Here is a 17,024-nt window from a genome sequence, read left to right as displayed (position 1 = left end):
TTTTTTTATATTCGTTCACACTAATTCATATACCCATTTACTAATTCATAACACCTTGCTTTTGTCATCTTATATTTCTCTTCTGAGGCTTCGATACGCCTCATCGTTCCGTTATTTGTATCAGTACCAATTGCTTTAACTTTACTTTCTTTTTCTTTAACCCACGCAATTTGTTTCGTTTTTAACGACTGGAACGCATCAGCTGACATCGTACTTTTTAATGTACTGTAAATTTCATTTAGTTTATTATCCCACAGTTCATAATTTCCTTCTATTTCATTTACTATATCATTGGTTGACATAGCATTCGTATGTTTTTCTTGTTTATCTATAGCAGCTAATTCGCTTAAAACATTTGCTCTATCTATCTTTGAAGAAGATTCTTTTTGCGATTGTTTCTCGTCTTTTGAGCCTGTATACGCACTGGAATCCTTTCTCTGTACTTGTTCTGTTTCTTGAATATTTCTTTCTTTCGTTACTTTTTCATACCTATTTTCATCTACATTGTATGAAATAAGAGATGTTTTCGCATTTACAGTAATTAATCCGTTACTATCTTTGAATATATATTTCTTATCGCCACTATTTTCTTCACTTACAAATGACACATTCTTATCGTCTGGCATTTGTAAAATTCTATTTGCTTCTTCTTTTGTAAGTTTTAAATCTTCAGGAAAAACGAATGACCATTTATCCATTAACCATTCCCCTTCTTTATACACCAAATGAAATTCCCATTCTTGGGCCGCATGACCTATTTCATCTTCTAAACTTAATGTATGTACCGTTAAATTTTCTTTATCTTGTGAAGAAGAAAATCTTATTTCAGATTGAAAATAATTTGGGAATGGTAACATATCAGTCTCTCTCGATCTATTAAAGTTATTAAGCAATTCAGGAAGCTGATTCTCTACAAACTTTTTTGAAACTAATCCCTTAACTCCTTTTTTAACTGTCTCTAAATCCCCAGGATTATTTCGGCTCCATCCATTTTCTTTTTCCATCTCACTAAACGCGTTTGCTATTCCATCTACACTCTTTCTTACAATCTTTTTTGCTTCTTTTTCTGTCACTTCTGGCGCTTCATCAAGCTGGTCAATCATTTTATTCACTTGAACTTTGTTTTCACTTGTTTCACACCCCGTTATAACAAGCATACTAGCGGCCAAACAAAATGACATTACTTTACTTAATTTCTTCATACATTCACATTCCTTAACTCAATTTTTTCGTTACATCTCTTTACCTACAAAAAAACGTAACAATCCCTCATTATACCAATCTTTTAATTTGTTTATATAAAAAATATAATATTTAAATTAAAAAGATTTTGTTTGCAAGTTTACATTATTGTTCATTCACATAAAAACTTACTGTAAAAATTATATATATATTTATTTTACATCCGTCTAGTTTTTTTGACACACAGCTACCCTCTTCTCTTTTATTCTAAATAAATATATTGGCACAATTCTTGCTTTATTAATATAAAAAGGAGGAATTAAAATGAATATAAGAATAACTAACATCCAAAAACAACTACATAATTACGGAATCGACGGGTTACTTATTACAAAGAAAGAAAACCGTCAATATGCAACAGGCTTTACAGGTAGCGCTGGCGTCGTCTTAATCTCTGCCGATCAAGCTGTTTTTATCACTGATTTCCGCTATGTAGATCAAGCGAAATCACAAATAAAAGATGCTGAAATTATTATGCATAAAGGAAATTTAGAAAAAGAAATTGCACATCAAGTATCGAAATTAAACATTCAAAAACTTGGAATTGAAGAAAACAACATGACATTGCAACAATATAAAAACTTGCAAAAATACGTACAGGCGGAAATGATTCAAGTGTGCGAAATTATCGAAAATATTCGTATCATTAAAGACACGCCTGAAATAGAAACAATGAAAATTGCAGCTAATATCGCGGACGAAGCATTTCACCACATTCTTACGTTTCTAAAACCAGGAATAAGTGAAAATGCTGTACGAGATGAATTAGAATTTTTCATGCGAAAAAAAGGGGCTACATCTTCTTCATTCCAAATCATTGTAGCCTCAGGCGTTCGTTCTTCACTTCCCCATGGAGTTGCATCAAATAAAATAATCGAACGAGGGGATATCGTTACATTAGACTTCGGTGCACTTTACGACGGATATTGTTCCGATATAACACGTACTGTAGCAATAGGGGAACCATCGGAAGAATTCAAAAAAATATACAATGTTGTACGAGAAGCGTTAAAACGTGGGACTGAAGCGATTAAGCCTGGAGAAACTGCGAAAAGTATCGATGATATAACGAGGGATTACATTACAGAACATGGATACGGTCAATACTTTGGCCACTCTACTGGGCACGGTCTTGGGTTAGAAATACATGAACCGCTTCGCCTATCCCAAGAAAGTAAGGTAACTTTACAAGAAGGTATGGTTGTTACAGTTGAGCCGGGCATTTACATACCGAACTGGGGCGGTTGTAGAATTGAAGACGATATCGTCATTACAAAAGAAGGCTATGAAGTTATTACAAAATCAAATCGGGAACTAATTGTAATCCCTTGTTAATAACAAAACTTTTTCTTTGCACATAGAATTCCTTCTCTGGAGTATTCATTTAAAGAGGGGGAATTTTAATTGAATTTTATAATTGAGAAAATAGAGGGTTTACAAGGAGAATTTTCAAATCTTGTTTCCATGATGAATTACGCTCGCTATACAACAATGCAAGCAGTGGAAGGTTTAACAATTGAAGAACTTGATTATTTATATGATAAGGACGCAAATTCAATTGGTATGTTATTGTACCATATGGCTGCTATTGAATTTTACTACCAAATTCATACCTTTGAAGACCGTGAACCGACGGAAGCTGAATTAGAACATTGGTTACCTGCTATTGAGTTAGGGAACCTTGGACGCGAGAAAATAAAAGGAAAATCTATAAAATTTTACATCAATACATTACAAGAAGTACGTTCCAAAACGATTGCAACATTTCAATCATTACCTGATGAATGGCTGTTTAAAACAACAGACTTTTGGTATGACAAACCAGCTAACAACTACTTTAAATGGTTTCACGTTTTTGAAGATGAAATCAATCATCGCGGACAAATTCGTTTAATTAAAAAAATGCAAAAATCTCATTCAGTAAAATGAGAAAATGCCACCGAATAAGGTGGCATTTTCTTTTATTCATTAACGAATAACTTTTCGTTTACTTTTTTAACGATTACCACTACCGACATTAATATACATATTAAATACAGCATTTTCGCAATAAATAACCACCTTGAAACATTACAATTCCATCTAGTATCTCATTTCCTTTCAATAGCAAAAACGGAATTGTGCTGATTATAATGACAAACTCAATGCTGAAAACAATTTTCTTCTTTCGACTATATACTTTCCATTCCTTCCAGCGATACATAGGTGCAAAAATCAATGCTCCTATACATAATATAATCGGTATCCATTCACTTTTAAGAAATTGCCCTGAAATAACTGATAATAGTAAACAAACGAGCACACCATAATACCCTATTTTCTCTCTCATTCATACTCCCCATTCTACTTCTCCTTTAATATGTAACTTGCTATGCTTATAACAATTTTCAGAAAAATAACAACGACAATTACAATATAAAGACCTTTTGCAGACGACATCCATTCTTGAAAAATAGAGATTTTTTCCATTCGTTTCTGCCCTTCTATTAAAATAACTCCTATAAAAAATGAGCAAACAACAATGACACCTATCATAATTCCGATACTTTTCTTACTATATTGTTTCATATCATTCCAGTTATATAACAGTACAAAAACAAAGCCGAAAACAGGTATGATACTGATCCATTCATTGTTTGTAAACAAATTTAAAGTGATTAATAGACTACAAGATATAGTAAATCCCCAAAACCCAATTTTTTTGCGCATAAGCCCTCCTCGAATTCCATTTTTAGGATTATTTGTATTGTAACATCCATTTATCGTTCTTACCATTACAGTACATGAAATTTTACTTTTTTCTTTTTCCTATACTCACATACTTTCATTGCTTTCATACAATAAACTACACGAATGCCTAAAGGATGTGAATGTTATGGGAGTTGAATTAACGCTATTACACGCTCTCTACATTATTTGTTTACTCACTATTATTACCTTTTTTATTCTCCGAAAAGATACGACTATCATTTGTATTGTTTTTATCTTTTTATTAGCATTAACTGCAACAAGTTCTATCCCTCTTGCCATTAGCGGAATTTTTCAAAGTTTCATTTACGCCATTACTGAGCTATTACCAACTATATTAATCATCTCCATTATCGTATCAATGAGCAATTTACTCGTTCATACTGGCATAAATGATACGATGATTTCACCATTTACAAAAATGATTCGTACACCTACACTCGCCTACTGGATTATCGGCCTTTTAATGATGACCATTTCTTTCTTCTTTTGGCCTTCTCCAGCTGTCGCCTTAATGGGAGCTATTTTATTACCGGTTGCTGTACGTGTCGGCCTTCCTCCAATTGGGGTTGCAATTGCTATGAACTTATTTGGACACGGCATCGCCTTATCTGGAGACTTCGTTATTCAAGGTGCACCGAAATTAACTGCAGACGCGGCTGGTCTCCCTGTTTCCAGCGTCGTATCTGCAAGTGTTCCACTCGTTATCGTTATGGGCATTGTGACAACTTCTGTCGCTTTTTTCTTCTTACGAAAAGAGTTTCATACAGGCTTATCTATACAAGAAGCTATTCCATCAACTGAGTTTTCTAAAACGCTCACTTCATTATCTCCTCGCATAAAAAAATGGCTCGCTATTTGTATCCCTATCATATATATCATTGATATCCTTTGCATGATTCAATTTAAATTACAAGGAAGCGACGCAACTGCACTTATCGGCGGAACGACTGTTATTATGATTATCATCATTTCCCTCATCGCCTACAAAGGAAATGGACTGAATAAAACGACCGATTATTTCATAGAAGGGCTCCAATTTGGCTTTAAAATTTTCGGACCAGTTATTCCTATCGCTGCACTCTTTTATTTAGGAGATAGTGGATTTGTAAAAATTATCGGTGACTATTTACCGAAAGGTTCACACGGAATCATTAACGACTTAGGCATCGCTTTATCTCAAACTGTTCCTTTAAATCAATATGTATCGGCAGGGACATTAACCATCGTTGGTGTCATTACCGGCTTAGATGGATCAGGTTTTTCAGGTATATCACTTGCTGGTTCCATTGCCAATCTTTTTGGAACAGCACTTGGCCATGGAACAGCTACATTAACAGCACTCGGGCAAATTGCAGCTATATGGACCGGGGGCGGGACGTTAATTCCTTGGGCGCTTATTCCTGCTGCTGCAATTTGCAAGGTAGATCCATTTGAACTTGCACGCCGAAACTTTTTACCTGTTATTATCGGTTTAATTGTCACCACTATCTTTGCGATGTTTATTTTATAACGTAAGCAAGTGTTCTCTTGCTTACGTTTTTTCTTGTAAAATTCATCATGAATTACTGGTTTTCAACAGGGATTCGTTATCCCTTAGCGAAATTATATTAGGAGAGTAATTTTTTCAAAACGTTTACGAGAAACAGATTACTTCAATTAGAAAAGGGGACATAACTATGAATGAATTGATTTTCGTCTTATTAATTTGTCCGTTACTTATCTTTATCGTTTCTGTTATTGGAACGCGCAAGACGAAAACGTATTACGTAATGCCGATTGTAACGTTTGCTAGTTTTTTAATAATAGGTGTTATCGCCTTTACTCCAAAATTTTTCTTTTGGGTCGGCATGTATAGCATTTTCTCATTTATTGTTTCTTATGTGACTCTATTGTTTGTAAGAGGATATAAGCTTGCAGAAAGCGCTAAGTAGTTAAGGAGATTGTAATATGATTTTCTTTGATATTGATGGAACTTTACTTGAAATTATAACAATGATATAAAAAAACGACCGCGTTCCCCCGCGGTCGTCTTTTTTCGTGTTACGCTGTGATCCAAGCTTCGTTAGCTGGATTTTTACGCCACTCTTGTAATTTCTTCGTTTCAGCTTGTCCAATCATACCTTTTTCTGCTGCAACTTCAGTTAATGCACTGTAATCACTTAAAGAATATGATGCTACGTTCGCTGCTTCTAACTTTTCTTTTCCTGCTTCTAGCTCGTATGTGAAGATTGATACGATCCCTAATACTTCACAGCCAGCTTCGCGAAGTGCTTCTACACATGTAATTGCACTACCGCCAGTTGAAATTAGGTCCTCTACTACTACTACTTTTTGACCTTTTTCAGCTTTTCCTTCGATTTGGTTCCCTTTACCGTGACCTTTTGCTTTACTACGTACGTAGCACATTGGTAAATCCATACGATCGCTTACCCATGCAGCGTGCGCAATACCAGCAGTTGCTGTTCCTGCAATAACTTCTACAGTTGGGAAGTGCTCTTTAATTAACTCTTCTAATCCAGCTGCAATCGCTTGACGTACTTTTGGATAAGATAAAGTTAAACGGTTATCACAATAAATTGGTGATTTCATACCTGAAGACCATGTGAATGGATCGTTTGGTTGTAAAAATACTGCTCCAATTTCTAATAAATGCGATGCGATTTCTTTTTTCATACTGTTACACCTTCCCACTGTTGTTTTACTGTTTTATACGCTTCAAGCGGATTTTCTGCTTTTGTAATACTACGTCCAACTACGATGTAGCTTGAGCCAAGTTCCCTCGCACGTTTCGGTGTTGCTACGCGCACCTGGTCATTTACATCATCGCTTGCAAGACGAATCCCCGGTGTTACTGTTACAAATTCATTTCCGCATACTTCACGTAATTTTGGAACTTCAAGTGTTGAACAAACAACGCCATCAAGTCCACTTTCTTTCGTTAGTTTTGCATAATGAGCAACTGCTTCTTCTAACGTTTTCTCAATGCCGATCTCTTTTTTCATCATAGCTTCCGAAGTGCTTGTTAGTTGTGTAACTGCAATACAAATCGGTCTCTCTTTTCCTTCTTGCTTACCTTCCTCTAATCCCTCAATCGCAGCTTTCATCATACTGCTTCCCCCAGCAGCATGAACATTTACCATATCAACATCTAGACTAGCTAGGCTACGCATAGCGCTTTTTACTGTATTCGGAATATCATGAAGTTTTAAATCCAGAAAAATCTTATGTCCTTTTTCTTTTAAGTACGTAATAATCGCAGGGCCTTCTTTGTAAAATAACTCCATACCAACTTTGACAAATAACTTTTCCCCTTCAAAGTGGCGCAAGAATTGTTCTACATCTTGTTTCCCTGGAAAATCTAATGCAACGATTAACGACTGTGACATGTTTGCTTCCAGCTCCTTCCTTGACATTCCGAAATGTGATCAAATCCTAATTCATCTAGTAATGCTGGTAACTCTTCAATAATTGTCGGACATACGAACGGATCAATAAAGTTCGCTGTACCTACTGCAACTGCGCTTGCGCCAGCATAGAAGAATTCAATTACATCTTCCGCTGTCTCAATACCACCCATTCCGATAATCGGAATGTTTACCGCTTGGCTTACTTCATGTACCATACGAATTGCTACTGGCTTAATCGCAGGACCTGATAATCCACCTGTACGGTTTGCTAAAATTGGTTTAGCTGTTTTTAAATCTAGACGCATACCAAGCAATGTATTAATCATCGTTAAACCATCTGCACCTGCATTTTCAATCGCTTTTGCAATTTCCACAATGTTTGCCACATTCGGTGACAACTTCACGTATACAGGTACTTCAGAAACCTCTTTTACTCGCTTCGTTAAATCAGCAGCAATTTCAGGATTTGTACCAAAGGCGATACCACCTGTTTTTACGTTCGGACAAGAAATATTTAATTCTAGTGCATGGACATTAGGCGCTTTAGAAATTTCCTTCGCAACCGCTACGTAATCCTCAGCTTGTGAGCCTGCAACGTTCGCAATAATTGGAAGGTCAAATTGTTCTAACCATGGTAATTCAGAATTCATTACTTTGTCTAATCCCGGGTTTTGAAGTCCGATTGCATTTAACATACCGCCCGGTGTTTCAGCAACACGAGGCGTTGGATTTCCATAACGTGGTTGTTCTGTCGTCGCTTTAATCATGATTGATCCTAGTACACTTAAATCGTAAAACTGTGCATATTCACGACCAAACCCAAAGCATCCAGATGCCGGTATAATTGGATTTTTTAATGATAATCCTGGTAATTCAACTTGCAATCTGTTCATAGTACAACCTCCCCGATTGGAAATACTGGTCCGTCGCTACACACCTTCTTGTAAGAATGTCCACTTGGATCTTCTTGTAAGTGGCATACACATGCGAAACAAGCTCCAATACCACAGCCCATACGTTCTTCTAAAGAAATATAAGCTTTTTTCTCTTTGTAACGTCCTTCTAATGCACGAAGCATCGCTAACGGACCACATGAATAAAGAATATCAAAGTCAATTCCGTAATTATCAATTACATCTGTGACAAATCCTTTTGTACCGTGTGTACCGTCTACTGTCGCAACGTACGTATCACCAAGTTCTGCAAATTTTTCTTCATAGAAAACTACATCTTTCGTTTGAAAACCTAAGATGTGAATTACGCGTACCCCTTTTGCAACGAGGCGCTGTGATAATTCATAAAGTGGTGGTACACCAATTCCCCCGCCTACTAGTAAAGCTGTTTGACCAGCTTCTGCTTCTTCTACAGGAAAACCATGTCCTAGCGGTCCTAGTACGTCTACCATTTCACCTTGTTTTCTAGTTGCTAATGTTTTTGTCCCTTGTCCTTCTGCACGATATAGCATTGTAAATTCGTTCTTCTCTTGATCTACATTACAAATACTAATTGGGCGGCGCAGAAGGGGCGCAATGCCCTCTGCTACCTTAATGTGTACAAACTGCCCTGGTTCGTTCATTTGCTGTACTAACGTTCCTTGAAGCACTAATTCGTAAATATTTTTTGCGATTTCTTTTTGATTAACGACGATCATATTTTGCTTTTGCATCATGCATGTACCACCTCGTGACGCTTTGTTTGCGTAATTTCTTTCATTGAATGAGCTGAGAATGTCATAGATTCTAATACTCGTAAGATTGCTCTCGTTGTATCAAGTGATGTTAAGCAAGCCACACCATTTTCTACTGATTCACGGCGAATGCGGAAACCATCACGCGCTGGTTGTTTACCTTTTGTTAATGTGTTAATTACAAACTGTGCTTTTCCTTGACGGATAATATCTAGTAAGTTGTAGTCTTCAGAATCAATTTTGTTTACAACTTGTACTGGGGTATTTTGCTCTGCTAACGATTGTGCTGTTCCAGCTGTTGCTAATAAGTTATAGCCGATTTCGTGGAAACGTTTTGCAATTTCCATTGCCTCTTCTTTATCTTTATCCGCTACAGTAATGATTACTGAGCCGTGCGTTGGGATGTTAATTCCAGAAGCAACTAATCCTTTATATAATGCTTTTTCAAGCGTTAAGTCTTTACCCATTACTTCCCCTGTTGATTTCATTTCAGGTCCTAATGTTGTATCAACTGAGCGTAGTTTCGCGAATGAGAATACCGGAGCTTTTACATATACTTCTTTCTCTTCTGGGTGATAGCCAGTTCCGTATCCTTGCTCTACTAGGTCTTGCCCTAAAATAACTTTCGTTGCAACATTCGCCATCGGTACGCCTGTAATTTTACTTAAGAACGGTACTGTACGGCTTGCACGTGGATTTACTTCAATTACGTACACTTGATCTTTGAATACTACAAACTGGATATTTAGTAATCCAACAATGTTTAATCCTTTTCCAAGTGCAATTGTATGTTCAATGATTTGTTCTTTTAGTTTTTCAGATAAACTTTGTGGTGGATATACTCCAATTGAGTCACCAGAGTGAACTCCAGCGCGTTCAATATGTTCCATAATACCTGGAATGAATACATTCTCACCATCCGAAATTGCATCTACTTCAATTTCTTTACCAACCATGTAACGGTCGATTAATACTGGGTGATCTGCATGAACTTTAACTGCATTTTTCATGTAGTGCAGCAGTTCTTCTTGACGATATACGATTTCCATTGCACGTCCACCTAGTACGTAAGATGGTCTTACTAATACTGGGTAACCAATTTCTTCTGCGATTGCTACCGCTTGTTCTACAGTCGTTGCTGTTTTACCAACTGGTTGCGGGATGCCAAGTTTTGTTAAAGCAGCTTCGAATTTATCACGATCTTCTGCACGGTCTAAGTCTTCAAGTGATGTTCCTAAAATTTTCACACCGTGTTCTTCTAGTTTCGCTGCTAAGTTAATTGCCGTTTGTCCACCGAACTGAACGATAACACCTTCTGGTTTTTCTAAATCGATAATGTGCATTACATCTTCAATCGTTAATGGTTCAAAGTATAATTTGTCAGAAATACTGAAGTCTGTTGAAACTGTTTCTGGGTTGTTGTTAATGATAATTGCTTCATATCCAGCTTCTTTAATTGCCCATACTGAGTGAACTGTTGCGTAATCAAACTCAACACCTTGACCAATGCGGATCGGACCAGATCCTAGAACTACTACACTCTTACGATCTGTTACAATCGATTCATTTTCGTCCGCATATGTGCTGTAGTAATATGGCGTTGCAGATTCAAACTCTGCCGCACAAGTATCTACCATTTTGAATACTGGCATCATATTATTTTCTTTACGCATATCGTAAATTTCGCGCTCCGTTTTGTTCCAAGCTGCTGCAATGTAGTGATCGCTGAAGCCCATTTCTTTTGCAGTTTGTAGTACTTCCATATTTCCTACGTTCGCTTTTACTTCACGTTCCATATTTACGATGTTTTCAACTTTTTGTAAGAAGAAGAAGTCCATTTCACACCATTCATTGATTTCTTCTTTCGTTACACCTTGGCGAATTGCTTCTGCTACAATAAACAGTCGTTCATCATCCGCTTTAATGATACGTTTTTTCATCGTTTCTTTATCAAGTTCTTTTAAGTGGTCTAATTCTAAGTGATAAATGCCAAGCTCTAAAGAACGAACTGCTTTTAGTAATGATTCTTCTAAGTTACGTCCGATTGACATAACTTCACCAGTTGCTTTCATTTGTGTTCCAAGCGTTCTGTTCGCTGATTCAAACTTATCAAACGGCCAACGTGGAATTTTTGAAACAACATAGTCTAACGCTGGCTCGAAACAAGCGTAAGTTTTTTGTGTTACTGGGTTTACAATTTCATCTAACGTTAAGCCGACTGCAATTTTTGCTGCTAATTTCGCAATTGGATATCCAGTTGCTTTAGATGCTAGTGCAGATGAACGACTTACACGTGGATTTACTTCGATTACATAGTATTGGAAGCTATATGGATCAAGCGCAAGCTGAACGTTACATCCGCCTTCAATTCCTAGTGCACGAATAATTCGTAATGAAGTGTTACGTAACATTTGATATTCACGGTCGCTTAGCGTTTGGCTCGGTGCTACTACAATCGAATCACCTGTGTGAACACCAACTGGATCGATGTTTTCCATGTTACATACTACAATCGCGTTATCATTTGAATCACGCATTACTTCATATTCAATTTCCTTACAGCCAGCAATACTTTTCTCTAATAAACATTGTGTTACTGGACTATGTTTTAAACCACTTGTTACGATTTCAATTAGCTCTTCTTCGTTATGGCAAATTCCGCCGCCCGTTCCTCCTAATGTGAACGCTGGTCGAACGATTACTGGGTAACCAATTTCATTTACAAATCCATATGCTTCATCAAGGTTATGAATAATTTCACTTGGTGGTGTTGGTTCATTTAAATCTTGCATTAATGTACGGAATAAATCACGATCTTCCGCTTGCTCGATTGCTGATAATTTTGTTCCTAAAATTTCAACTCCGCACTCGTCAAGTACGCCTGATTTTGCAAGTTCAACAGCCATGTTTAAACCTGTTTGACCACCTAATGTTGGTAGGATTGCATCAGGACGTTCTTTACGAATAATACGGCTTACGAATTCTAATGTTAATGGCTCGATGTATACTTTATCTGCTGTTGCAGTATCCGTCATAATTGTTGCTGGGTTAGAGTTAACAAGGATTACTTTGTAACCTTCCTCTTTAAGAGATTGACAAGCTTGTGTACCAGAGTAGTCAAACTCCGCTGCTTGCCCAATTACAATTGGTCCTGATCCGATTACTAAAATTGTGTTAATGTCTAGGCGTTTTGGCATAACTCTTCCCCTTCTTTCTTGAAGTTTTCAATCATTGTTAAGAAATCTTCGAATAAATCATTTGCATCTTCTGGTCCCGCTGAAGCTTCTGGATGGTATTGTACTGTAAATGCTGGGAACTTCTTATGACGAAGACCTTCTACCGTTCCATCGTTTAAAGCAACATGTGTAATTTCAAGATCTGTATTTTCAACTGATTCTTCTTCTACTGCGTATCCGTGGTTTTGAGATGTAATTGCTACTTTTCCAGTTGCAAGATTTTTTACTGGATGGTTTAAACCACGGTGACCAAATTTCAACTTACTTGTATTTGCACCTGATGCTAGAGCGAACAATTGATGTCCTAGGCAAATTCCGAATAAAGGAACTTTACCGATAATGTCTTTTAACATTTCAATTGCTTCTGGTACATCTTTCGGATCTCCAGGTCCATTACTTAACATAATTCCATCTGGGCTAAGGCGTAAAATTTCTTCTGCTGTTGTGTTGTAAGGAACTACAATTACATCACAGTCACGCTTATTTAATTCTCGTAAAATACCATGTTTCATACCGAAGTCTACTAGTACAACTCGGTGACCACGACCTGGGCTTGGGTATGGATCTTTCGTTGATACGCGTTTTACATGATCTGTAAATACTGTCGCTTTTAATTGACTTACAATGTACTCTACATCTGCATCCATATTACAAAGGCGTCCGCGTAATGTACCGTATTGACGAATTTTTCTCGTTAATTTTCTCGTATCAATCCCTGCTAATCCTGGGATATTTCTTTCTTTCAAGTAATCATTTAACGAAATTTCATTACGGAAGTTTGATGGATAATCACAAATTTCGTTTACGATTAAACCATTTACAGATGGGTGAATGGATTCAAAATCGTCACGGTTAATGCCGTAGTTTCCGATTAATGGGTACGTGAATGTTACGATTTGACCGCAATATGATGGATCAGATAATGTTTCTTGATATCCAGTCATTCCTGTTGTAAATACAACCTCACCTGACTTTTCGATTTCGCCTCCGAAACCTGTTCCAATTAATACTGTTCCATCTTCTAAGATAAGTTGTCTTTTCATACTAATGCACTCTCCTTTTGCCATGCGATCTTACCACCAACGATTGTCATTACCGGCCATCCTTGGCATTTCCAACCTGCGAATGGTGTATTTTTTCCTTTTGATAAGAATGTTGTTGGGTCAATCTCTTCTTCTTGTTCTAAATCAATGATTGTAATATCAGCTGTTCTACCTTCTTTCAGGCGACCTGCTTCTAAGCCGAATGTATCAGCTGGCTTTTCTGTTAAGAATTGAATTAATTGTTCTAATGTAATAATTCCTTTTTTCACAAGGTTTGTGTATAGAAGTGGGAATGCTGTTTCAAAACCAGTAATTCCAAACGGTGCTCTTTCAATTCCTTGTGCTTTCTCTTCCGCTGTATGCGGTGCATGGTCAGTTGCAATCATATCGATCGTTCCATCTAATAAACCTTCAATTAATGCTGCATGGTCTTCTTTTCCACGAAGCGGTGGGTTCATTTTAAAGTTAGGATCAGCTGATGGGATATCATCTTCACATAACACTAGGTGATGCGGTGTTACTTCTGCTGTTACTTTAATTCCAGCGCGTTTCGCATCACGGATTACACGTACCGAACCTTTCGTACTTACATGACATACGTGATAGTGGCAATCTGCTGCTTCAGCAAGCAGTATATCCCTTGCAATATGTACAGATTCACATACTGATGGGATACCGTTTAATCCGTGTTTCTCAGAAAACTTCCCTTCATGTACACAACCTTTATTAATAAGCGTATTCTCTTCACAGTGCGCAACTACTGCCATATCTAATTTTGCTGCACGTTTCATAGCCGCTAACATCATGCTCGCATCTTGTACGCCTACGCCGTCATCTGTGAAAGCAAATGCTCCAAGTTCTTTTAATGTTTCGAAATCTGTCATTTCAGAACCAGCTTGACGTACTGTAATTGCTCCGTATGGTAGTACGTTAACATGAGCTTTTTCTTCAATACGTTTTTGCAAGTCTTCCATATGTTCTCTGCAATCTGGTACCGGACGTGTATTTGGCATTGCGCAAATTGTAGTGAATCCACCTTTTGCCGCTGCTAGTGTACCTGTTTCAATTGTTTCTTTATGTTCACCACCTGGTTCACGAAGATGTACGTGTACATCTACTAATCCAGGTGCGATTAACTTTCCGTTCACATCGATTACTTCAGCATTATCTGCCGTAATATTTTCTGCTACCTTAGCGATTTTACCGTCTTGTACGAGAAGATCCGTTGCTACGATTTTTCCTTCTTCATTCATATAACGACCATTTTTAAACAAATAATTCATGTTTCATTCCTCCTAATACATTTGGTAAGGCGCGTTTTAGTACAGCCATTCTTACGTAAACTCCATTTTCCATTTGTTTAAATATGCGTGAACGCTCACACTCAACAAGTTCACTTGCAATTTCAACATCACGGTTTACAGGAGCTGGATGCATAATAATGCTTCCTTCTTTCATACGCTTTTCTCTTTCTACTGTTAATCCGTGTTTCTCATGATATTCTTTCATAATGTCTGTTTCATAATGATCATGACGCTCATGTTGTACACGGAGTAACATCATTACATCAACTTCTGGAACAAGTTCATCTAATGGTTTGTATGTTCCAAATGTGTTGTCTTCATCTTTCCACTCTTCTGGACTTGCAAAGTAAATTGTTGCACCAAGCTTCGTTAATGCTTCTGCATTAGAACGTGCTACTCGGCTATGACGAACATCTCCTACTATTGCAATCTTCAAACCTTCAAATCTTCCAAACTCTTGTTTAATTGTAAGAAGATCGAGTAGGCACTGCGTTGGGTGGTTTCCGCATCCATCTCCAGCGTTTAAGATTGGAATATTCACCTGATCTTTTAGTTCATCGAAGTAGCGATCTTGCTCGTGGCGGATGACCACTGCTTTTGTTCCGATTGATTCTAGTGTTCTTATCGTATCGTATAAAGTTTCTCCTTTTTGTACGCTAGATGCATCAGCTGAAAAGTTTAAAACATCAAGTCCTAATCTCTTCTCAGCAACTTCAAAGCTAAATCTCGTTCTCGTACTATTCTCAAAAAACAAGTTCGCAACAAAAGTTTGCTCTGTCGTTTTGCTCTCTTTTCCATTCGCAAAATCTTCTGCATCTTTTAGGATTTCTGAAATTTCTACTTTCGATAATTCACTCATCGTTAACAAATGGCTCATCGTCATCCCTCATCTTTCTGATTTTTATGTTACCACTTTTGAATTTTTATAACAACCTTTGCATAAAAATACCCTAGTCATGTGAGACTAGGGTGCAAGAAAGAAGCCACCCTTTCCGGTCTCACAGGACTGAATTAAAAGGTTATTATTATGAAGCAATCTGCTTAGATTGTTTTATTTGTTTCGTTTCCGGTAGTAGTAGATTTAACAGTACACCTACAATTGCTGCTAGTGCCATTCCTTCTACTTGGAATGATTCTCCTACGTGAAGTACCGCTCCACCAATACCGATTACTAATATTACTGATGCAATCATTAAGTTTCGTTTGTCACTTAAATCTGTTTTATCATCTACCATCATGCGTAATCCGCTTGATGCGATTACACCGAATAGTAAGATTGATACACCACCCATAACTGGTGTTGGGATCGAATGAATCAGTGCAGAAATCTTACCGATAAACCCGAACATGATTGCGAATACTGCTGAACCGATGAATAAGTATACACTGTATGCTCTCGTAATTGCTAGCACGCCGATGTTTTCACCATACGTTGTATTCGGTGGCCCACCGATTAGTGACGCAATTAATGTTGCTACTCCGTCACCGAAGATTGAACGGTGTAAACCTGGTTTTTCAATTAAATCTCTTTTAATAACATTTCCAAGAACAATTTGATGTCCGATATGTTCTGATATTGTTACTAGTGCAACTGGTACCATCAAGAGTACAATCTTCCATGAAAACTCTGGTGTATATGTTACAAATGGTACTGTGAAATCTGGTACCACAAACCATTTTGCCTCAGCTACCGGCTTTAAGTCTACTAGCCCTTGGAAGTAAGCGAAGATATATCCGCCGATAATGCCAAGTAACACTGGTATGATACTGAAAAATCCTCTTCCAAATATCGAGCATATAATTGTAATTGCTAATGTTACTAACGCTACTGAAAAGTGTGTAAAGCTATATTTGCCATCCGCACCGTTCATCGCCATATTAACTGCTGTATGTGCTAAAGCTAGACCGATTACCATTACTACTGGACCAACTACGATTGGTGGTAGTAATTTCATAATCCACTCTGATCCTGATTTCTTAATTCCTAGTGAGATTAAGATGTACACAAGTCCTGCTAGCAAACCACCAAGCATTGCTGCTCCCGGTCCACCTGCCGTTTTCGCTGTTATAATCGGTGCGATAAAGGCGAATGATGATCCTAGATAGGCAGGTACTTGACCTTTCGTTATAAGAAGGAACGCTAACGTTCCTAATCCACTTGATATTAATGCTACTGATGGATTCAATCCTGTTAAAAACGGAACAAGCACTGTTGATCCAAACATCGCGAACAAATGTTGTATACTTAAAAATAACCATTTTCCCGGTTTCGGTACTTCATTAACGTCTAACACTGGCTTTTGTTCCATTGTTACATCCTCCTTCAGTTTAAATCTTTGCAATAAAAAAACTCT

General features: G+C 37.3%; 15 protein-coding genes and 1 pseudogene. 4 read left to right on the top strand and 12 right to left on the bottom strand.

Translation table 11 applies throughout. From position 1 onward, the window contains the following. Nucleotides 1–20: 20 nt before the first annotated feature. A complete protein-coding gene (locus tag AU379_RS04970; RefSeq protein ID WP_000736527.1) occupies nucleotides 21–1,202 on the bottom strand; it encodes a lysozyme inhibitor LprI family protein in 1,182 nt (393 codons plus the stop codon). A gap of 304 nt (nucleotides 1,203–1,506) precedes the next feature. On the opposite strand from AU379_RS04970, the gene AU379_RS04965 reads away from it, so the two are divergent. Continuing rightward, nucleotides 1,507–2,577, top strand: coding sequence for a Xaa-Pro peptidase family protein (locus tag AU379_RS04965; RefSeq protein ID WP_001026208.1), 1,071 nt, complete (start codon nucleotides 1,507–1,509; stop codon nucleotides 2,575–2,577). A gap of 69 nt (nucleotides 2,578–2,646) precedes the next feature. After that, on the top strand, nucleotides 2,647–3,171 hold the full coding sequence (locus tag AU379_RS04960; protein ID WP_001009251.1) for a DinB family protein: 525 nt from the start codon (nucleotides 2,647–2,649) through the stop codon (nucleotides 3,169–3,171). 32 nt (nucleotides 3,172–3,203) lie between these two features. Here the strand turns inward: AU379_RS04960 and AU379_RS04955 are convergent. Beyond that, nucleotides 3,204–3,571 (bottom strand): annotated as a pseudogene (locus tag AU379_RS04955) (YoqO family protein). A 14-nt stretch (nucleotides 3,572–3,585) separates the two neighbouring features. Then, nucleotides 3,586–3,951, bottom strand: coding sequence for a YoqO family protein (locus AU379_RS04950; protein WP_001227566.1), 366 nt, complete (start codon nucleotides 3,949–3,951; stop codon nucleotides 3,586–3,588). Between the two features lie 166 nt (nucleotides 3,952–4,117). On the opposite strand from AU379_RS04950, the gene AU379_RS04945 reads away from it, so the two are divergent. Both AU379_RS04945 and AU379_RS04940 read left to right on the top strand, forming a co-directional pair. Continuing rightward, entirely contained in the window at nucleotides 4,118–5,503 is a 1,386-nt protein-coding gene (locus tag AU379_RS04945) for a hypothetical protein (RefSeq protein ID WP_000537868.1), read from the top strand. A 166-nt stretch (nucleotides 5,504–5,669) separates the two neighbouring features. Further along, the gene (locus AU379_RS04940; RefSeq protein ID WP_001003936.1) at nucleotides 5,670–5,924 is read left to right on the top strand and encodes a YbeF family protein; all 255 of its coding nucleotides are present in this window, start codon (nucleotides 5,670–5,672) and stop codon (nucleotides 5,922–5,924) included. A gap of 109 nt (nucleotides 5,925–6,033) precedes the next feature. Here AU379_RS04940 and pyrE read toward each other — a convergent pair whose 3' ends face one another. From pyrE to uraA, 9 genes are all read right to left on the bottom strand, one after another. Then, nucleotides 6,034–6,666 (bottom strand): orotate phosphoribosyltransferase, encoded by a 633-nt coding sequence (gene pyrE / locus AU379_RS04935; protein WP_000711449.1) that lies wholly within the window; start codon nucleotides 6,664–6,666, stop codon nucleotides 6,034–6,036. Continuing rightward, nucleotides 6,663–7,379, bottom strand: a complete 717-nt coding sequence (pyrF, locus tag AU379_RS04930; RefSeq protein WP_000083505.1) for an orotidine-5'-phosphate decarboxylase — start codon at nucleotides 7,377–7,379, stop codon at nucleotides 6,663–6,665. The genes pyrE and pyrF overlap by 4 nt, the downstream gene beginning before the upstream one ends. Then, on the bottom strand, nucleotides 7,364–8,293 hold the full coding sequence (gene pyrD, locus AU379_RS04925; RefSeq protein ID WP_001081049.1) for a dihydroorotate oxidase B catalytic subunit: 930 nt from the start codon (nucleotides 8,291–8,293) through the stop codon (nucleotides 7,364–7,366). The genes pyrF and pyrD overlap by 16 nt, the downstream gene beginning before the upstream one ends. Beyond that, nucleotides 8,290–9,069, bottom strand: a complete 780-nt coding sequence (gene pyrK, locus AU379_RS04920; protein WP_000983359.1) for a dihydroorotate oxidase B electron transfer subunit — start codon at nucleotides 9,067–9,069, stop codon at nucleotides 8,290–8,292. Before pyrK ends, pyrD begins: the two co-directional genes overlap by 4 nt. Continuing rightward, nucleotides 9,066–12,284 carry a carbamoyl-phosphate synthase large subunit gene (carB, locus tag AU379_RS04915; protein ID WP_061138982.1) on the bottom strand — a complete coding sequence of 1,073 codons (3,219 nt, stop codon included), beginning with the start codon at nucleotides 12,282–12,284 and terminating at the stop codon, nucleotides 9,066–9,068. Before carB ends, pyrK begins: the two co-directional genes overlap by 4 nt. Further along, nucleotides 12,269–13,366, bottom strand: coding sequence for a carbamoyl phosphate synthase small subunit (locus AU379_RS04910; protein ID WP_061138981.1), 1,098 nt, complete (start codon nucleotides 13,364–13,366; stop codon nucleotides 12,269–12,271). The genes carB and AU379_RS04910 overlap by 16 nt, the downstream gene beginning before the upstream one ends. Continuing rightward, nucleotides 13,363–14,649, bottom strand: coding sequence for a dihydroorotase (gene pyrC, locus AU379_RS04905; RefSeq protein WP_001108366.1), 1,287 nt, complete (start codon nucleotides 14,647–14,649; stop codon nucleotides 13,363–13,365). The genes AU379_RS04910 and pyrC overlap by 4 nt, the downstream gene beginning before the upstream one ends. Then, a complete protein-coding gene (pyrB, locus tag AU379_RS04900) occupies nucleotides 14,633–15,547 on the bottom strand; it encodes an aspartate carbamoyltransferase (protein ID WP_061138980.1) in 915 nt (304 codons plus the stop codon). The genes pyrC and pyrB overlap by 17 nt, the downstream gene beginning before the upstream one ends. A 148-nt stretch (nucleotides 15,548–15,695) precedes the next feature. Next, nucleotides 15,696–16,979, bottom strand: coding sequence for a uracil permease (gene uraA, locus AU379_RS04895; RefSeq protein ID WP_000435928.1), 1,284 nt, complete (start codon nucleotides 16,977–16,979; stop codon nucleotides 15,696–15,698). Nucleotides 16,980–17,024: the final 45 nt, after the last annotated feature.

It is taken from the genome of Bacillus sp. JH7 (assembly GCF_001563515.1).
Classification (GTDB): Bacteria; Bacillota; Bacilli; order Bacillales; family Bacillaceae_G; genus Bacillus_A; species Bacillus_A cereus.
This window is presented reverse-complemented; position numbering and strand designations above follow the sequence as displayed.

What these genes read in the sequence shown, in the direction of transcription:
- AU379_RS04910 (WP_061138981.1), bottom strand. Translation starts at nt 13,366, where the DNA reads ATGAAAAGACAACTTATCTTAGAAGATGGAACAGTATTAATTGGAACA.
- pyrK (WP_000983359.1), bottom strand. Translation starts at nt 9,069, where the DNA reads ATGATGCAAAAGCAAAATATGATCGTCGTTAATCAAAAAGAAATCGCA.
- pyrE (WP_000711449.1), bottom strand. Translation starts at nt 6,666, where the DNA reads ATGAAAAAAGAAATCGCATCGCATTTATTAGAAATTGGAGCAGTATTT.
- pyrB (WP_061138980.1), bottom strand. Translation starts at nt 15,547, where the DNA reads ATGAGCCATTTGTTAACGATGAGTGAATTATCGAAAGTAGAAATTTCA.
- AU379_RS04940 (WP_001003936.1), top strand. Translation starts at nt 5,670, where the DNA reads ATGAATGAATTGATTTTCGTCTTATTAATTTGTCCGTTACTTATCTTT.
- carB (WP_061138982.1), bottom strand. Translation starts at nt 12,284, where the DNA reads ATGCCAAAACGCCTAGACATTAACACAATTTTAGTAATCGGATCAGGA.
- AU379_RS04970 (WP_000736527.1), bottom strand. Translation starts at nt 1,202, where the DNA reads ATGAAGAAATTAAGTAAAGTAATGTCATTTTGTTTGGCCGCTAGTATG.
- AU379_RS04945 (WP_000537868.1), top strand. Translation starts at nt 4,118, where the DNA reads ATGGGAGTTGAATTAACGCTATTACACGCTCTCTACATTATTTGTTTA.
- AU379_RS04950 (WP_001227566.1), bottom strand. Translation starts at nt 3,951, where the DNA reads ATGCGCAAAAAAATTGGGTTTTGGGGATTTACTATATCTTGTAGTCTA.
- pyrC (WP_001108366.1), bottom strand. Translation starts at nt 14,649, where the DNA reads ATGAATTATTTGTTTAAAAATGGTCGTTATATGAATGAAGAAGGAAAA.
- pyrF (WP_000083505.1), bottom strand. Translation starts at nt 7,379, where the DNA reads ATGTCACAGTCGTTAATCGTTGCATTAGATTTTCCAGGGAAACAAGAT.
- uraA (WP_000435928.1), bottom strand. Translation starts at nt 16,979, where the DNA reads ATGGAACAAAAGCCAGTGTTAGACGTTAATGAAGTACCGAAACCGGGA.
- AU379_RS04965 (WP_001026208.1), top strand. Translation starts at nt 1,507, where the DNA reads ATGAATATAAGAATAACTAACATCCAAAAACAACTACATAATTACGGA.
- pyrD (WP_001081049.1), bottom strand. Translation starts at nt 8,293, where the DNA reads ATGAACAGATTGCAAGTTGAATTACCAGGATTATCATTAAAAAATCCA.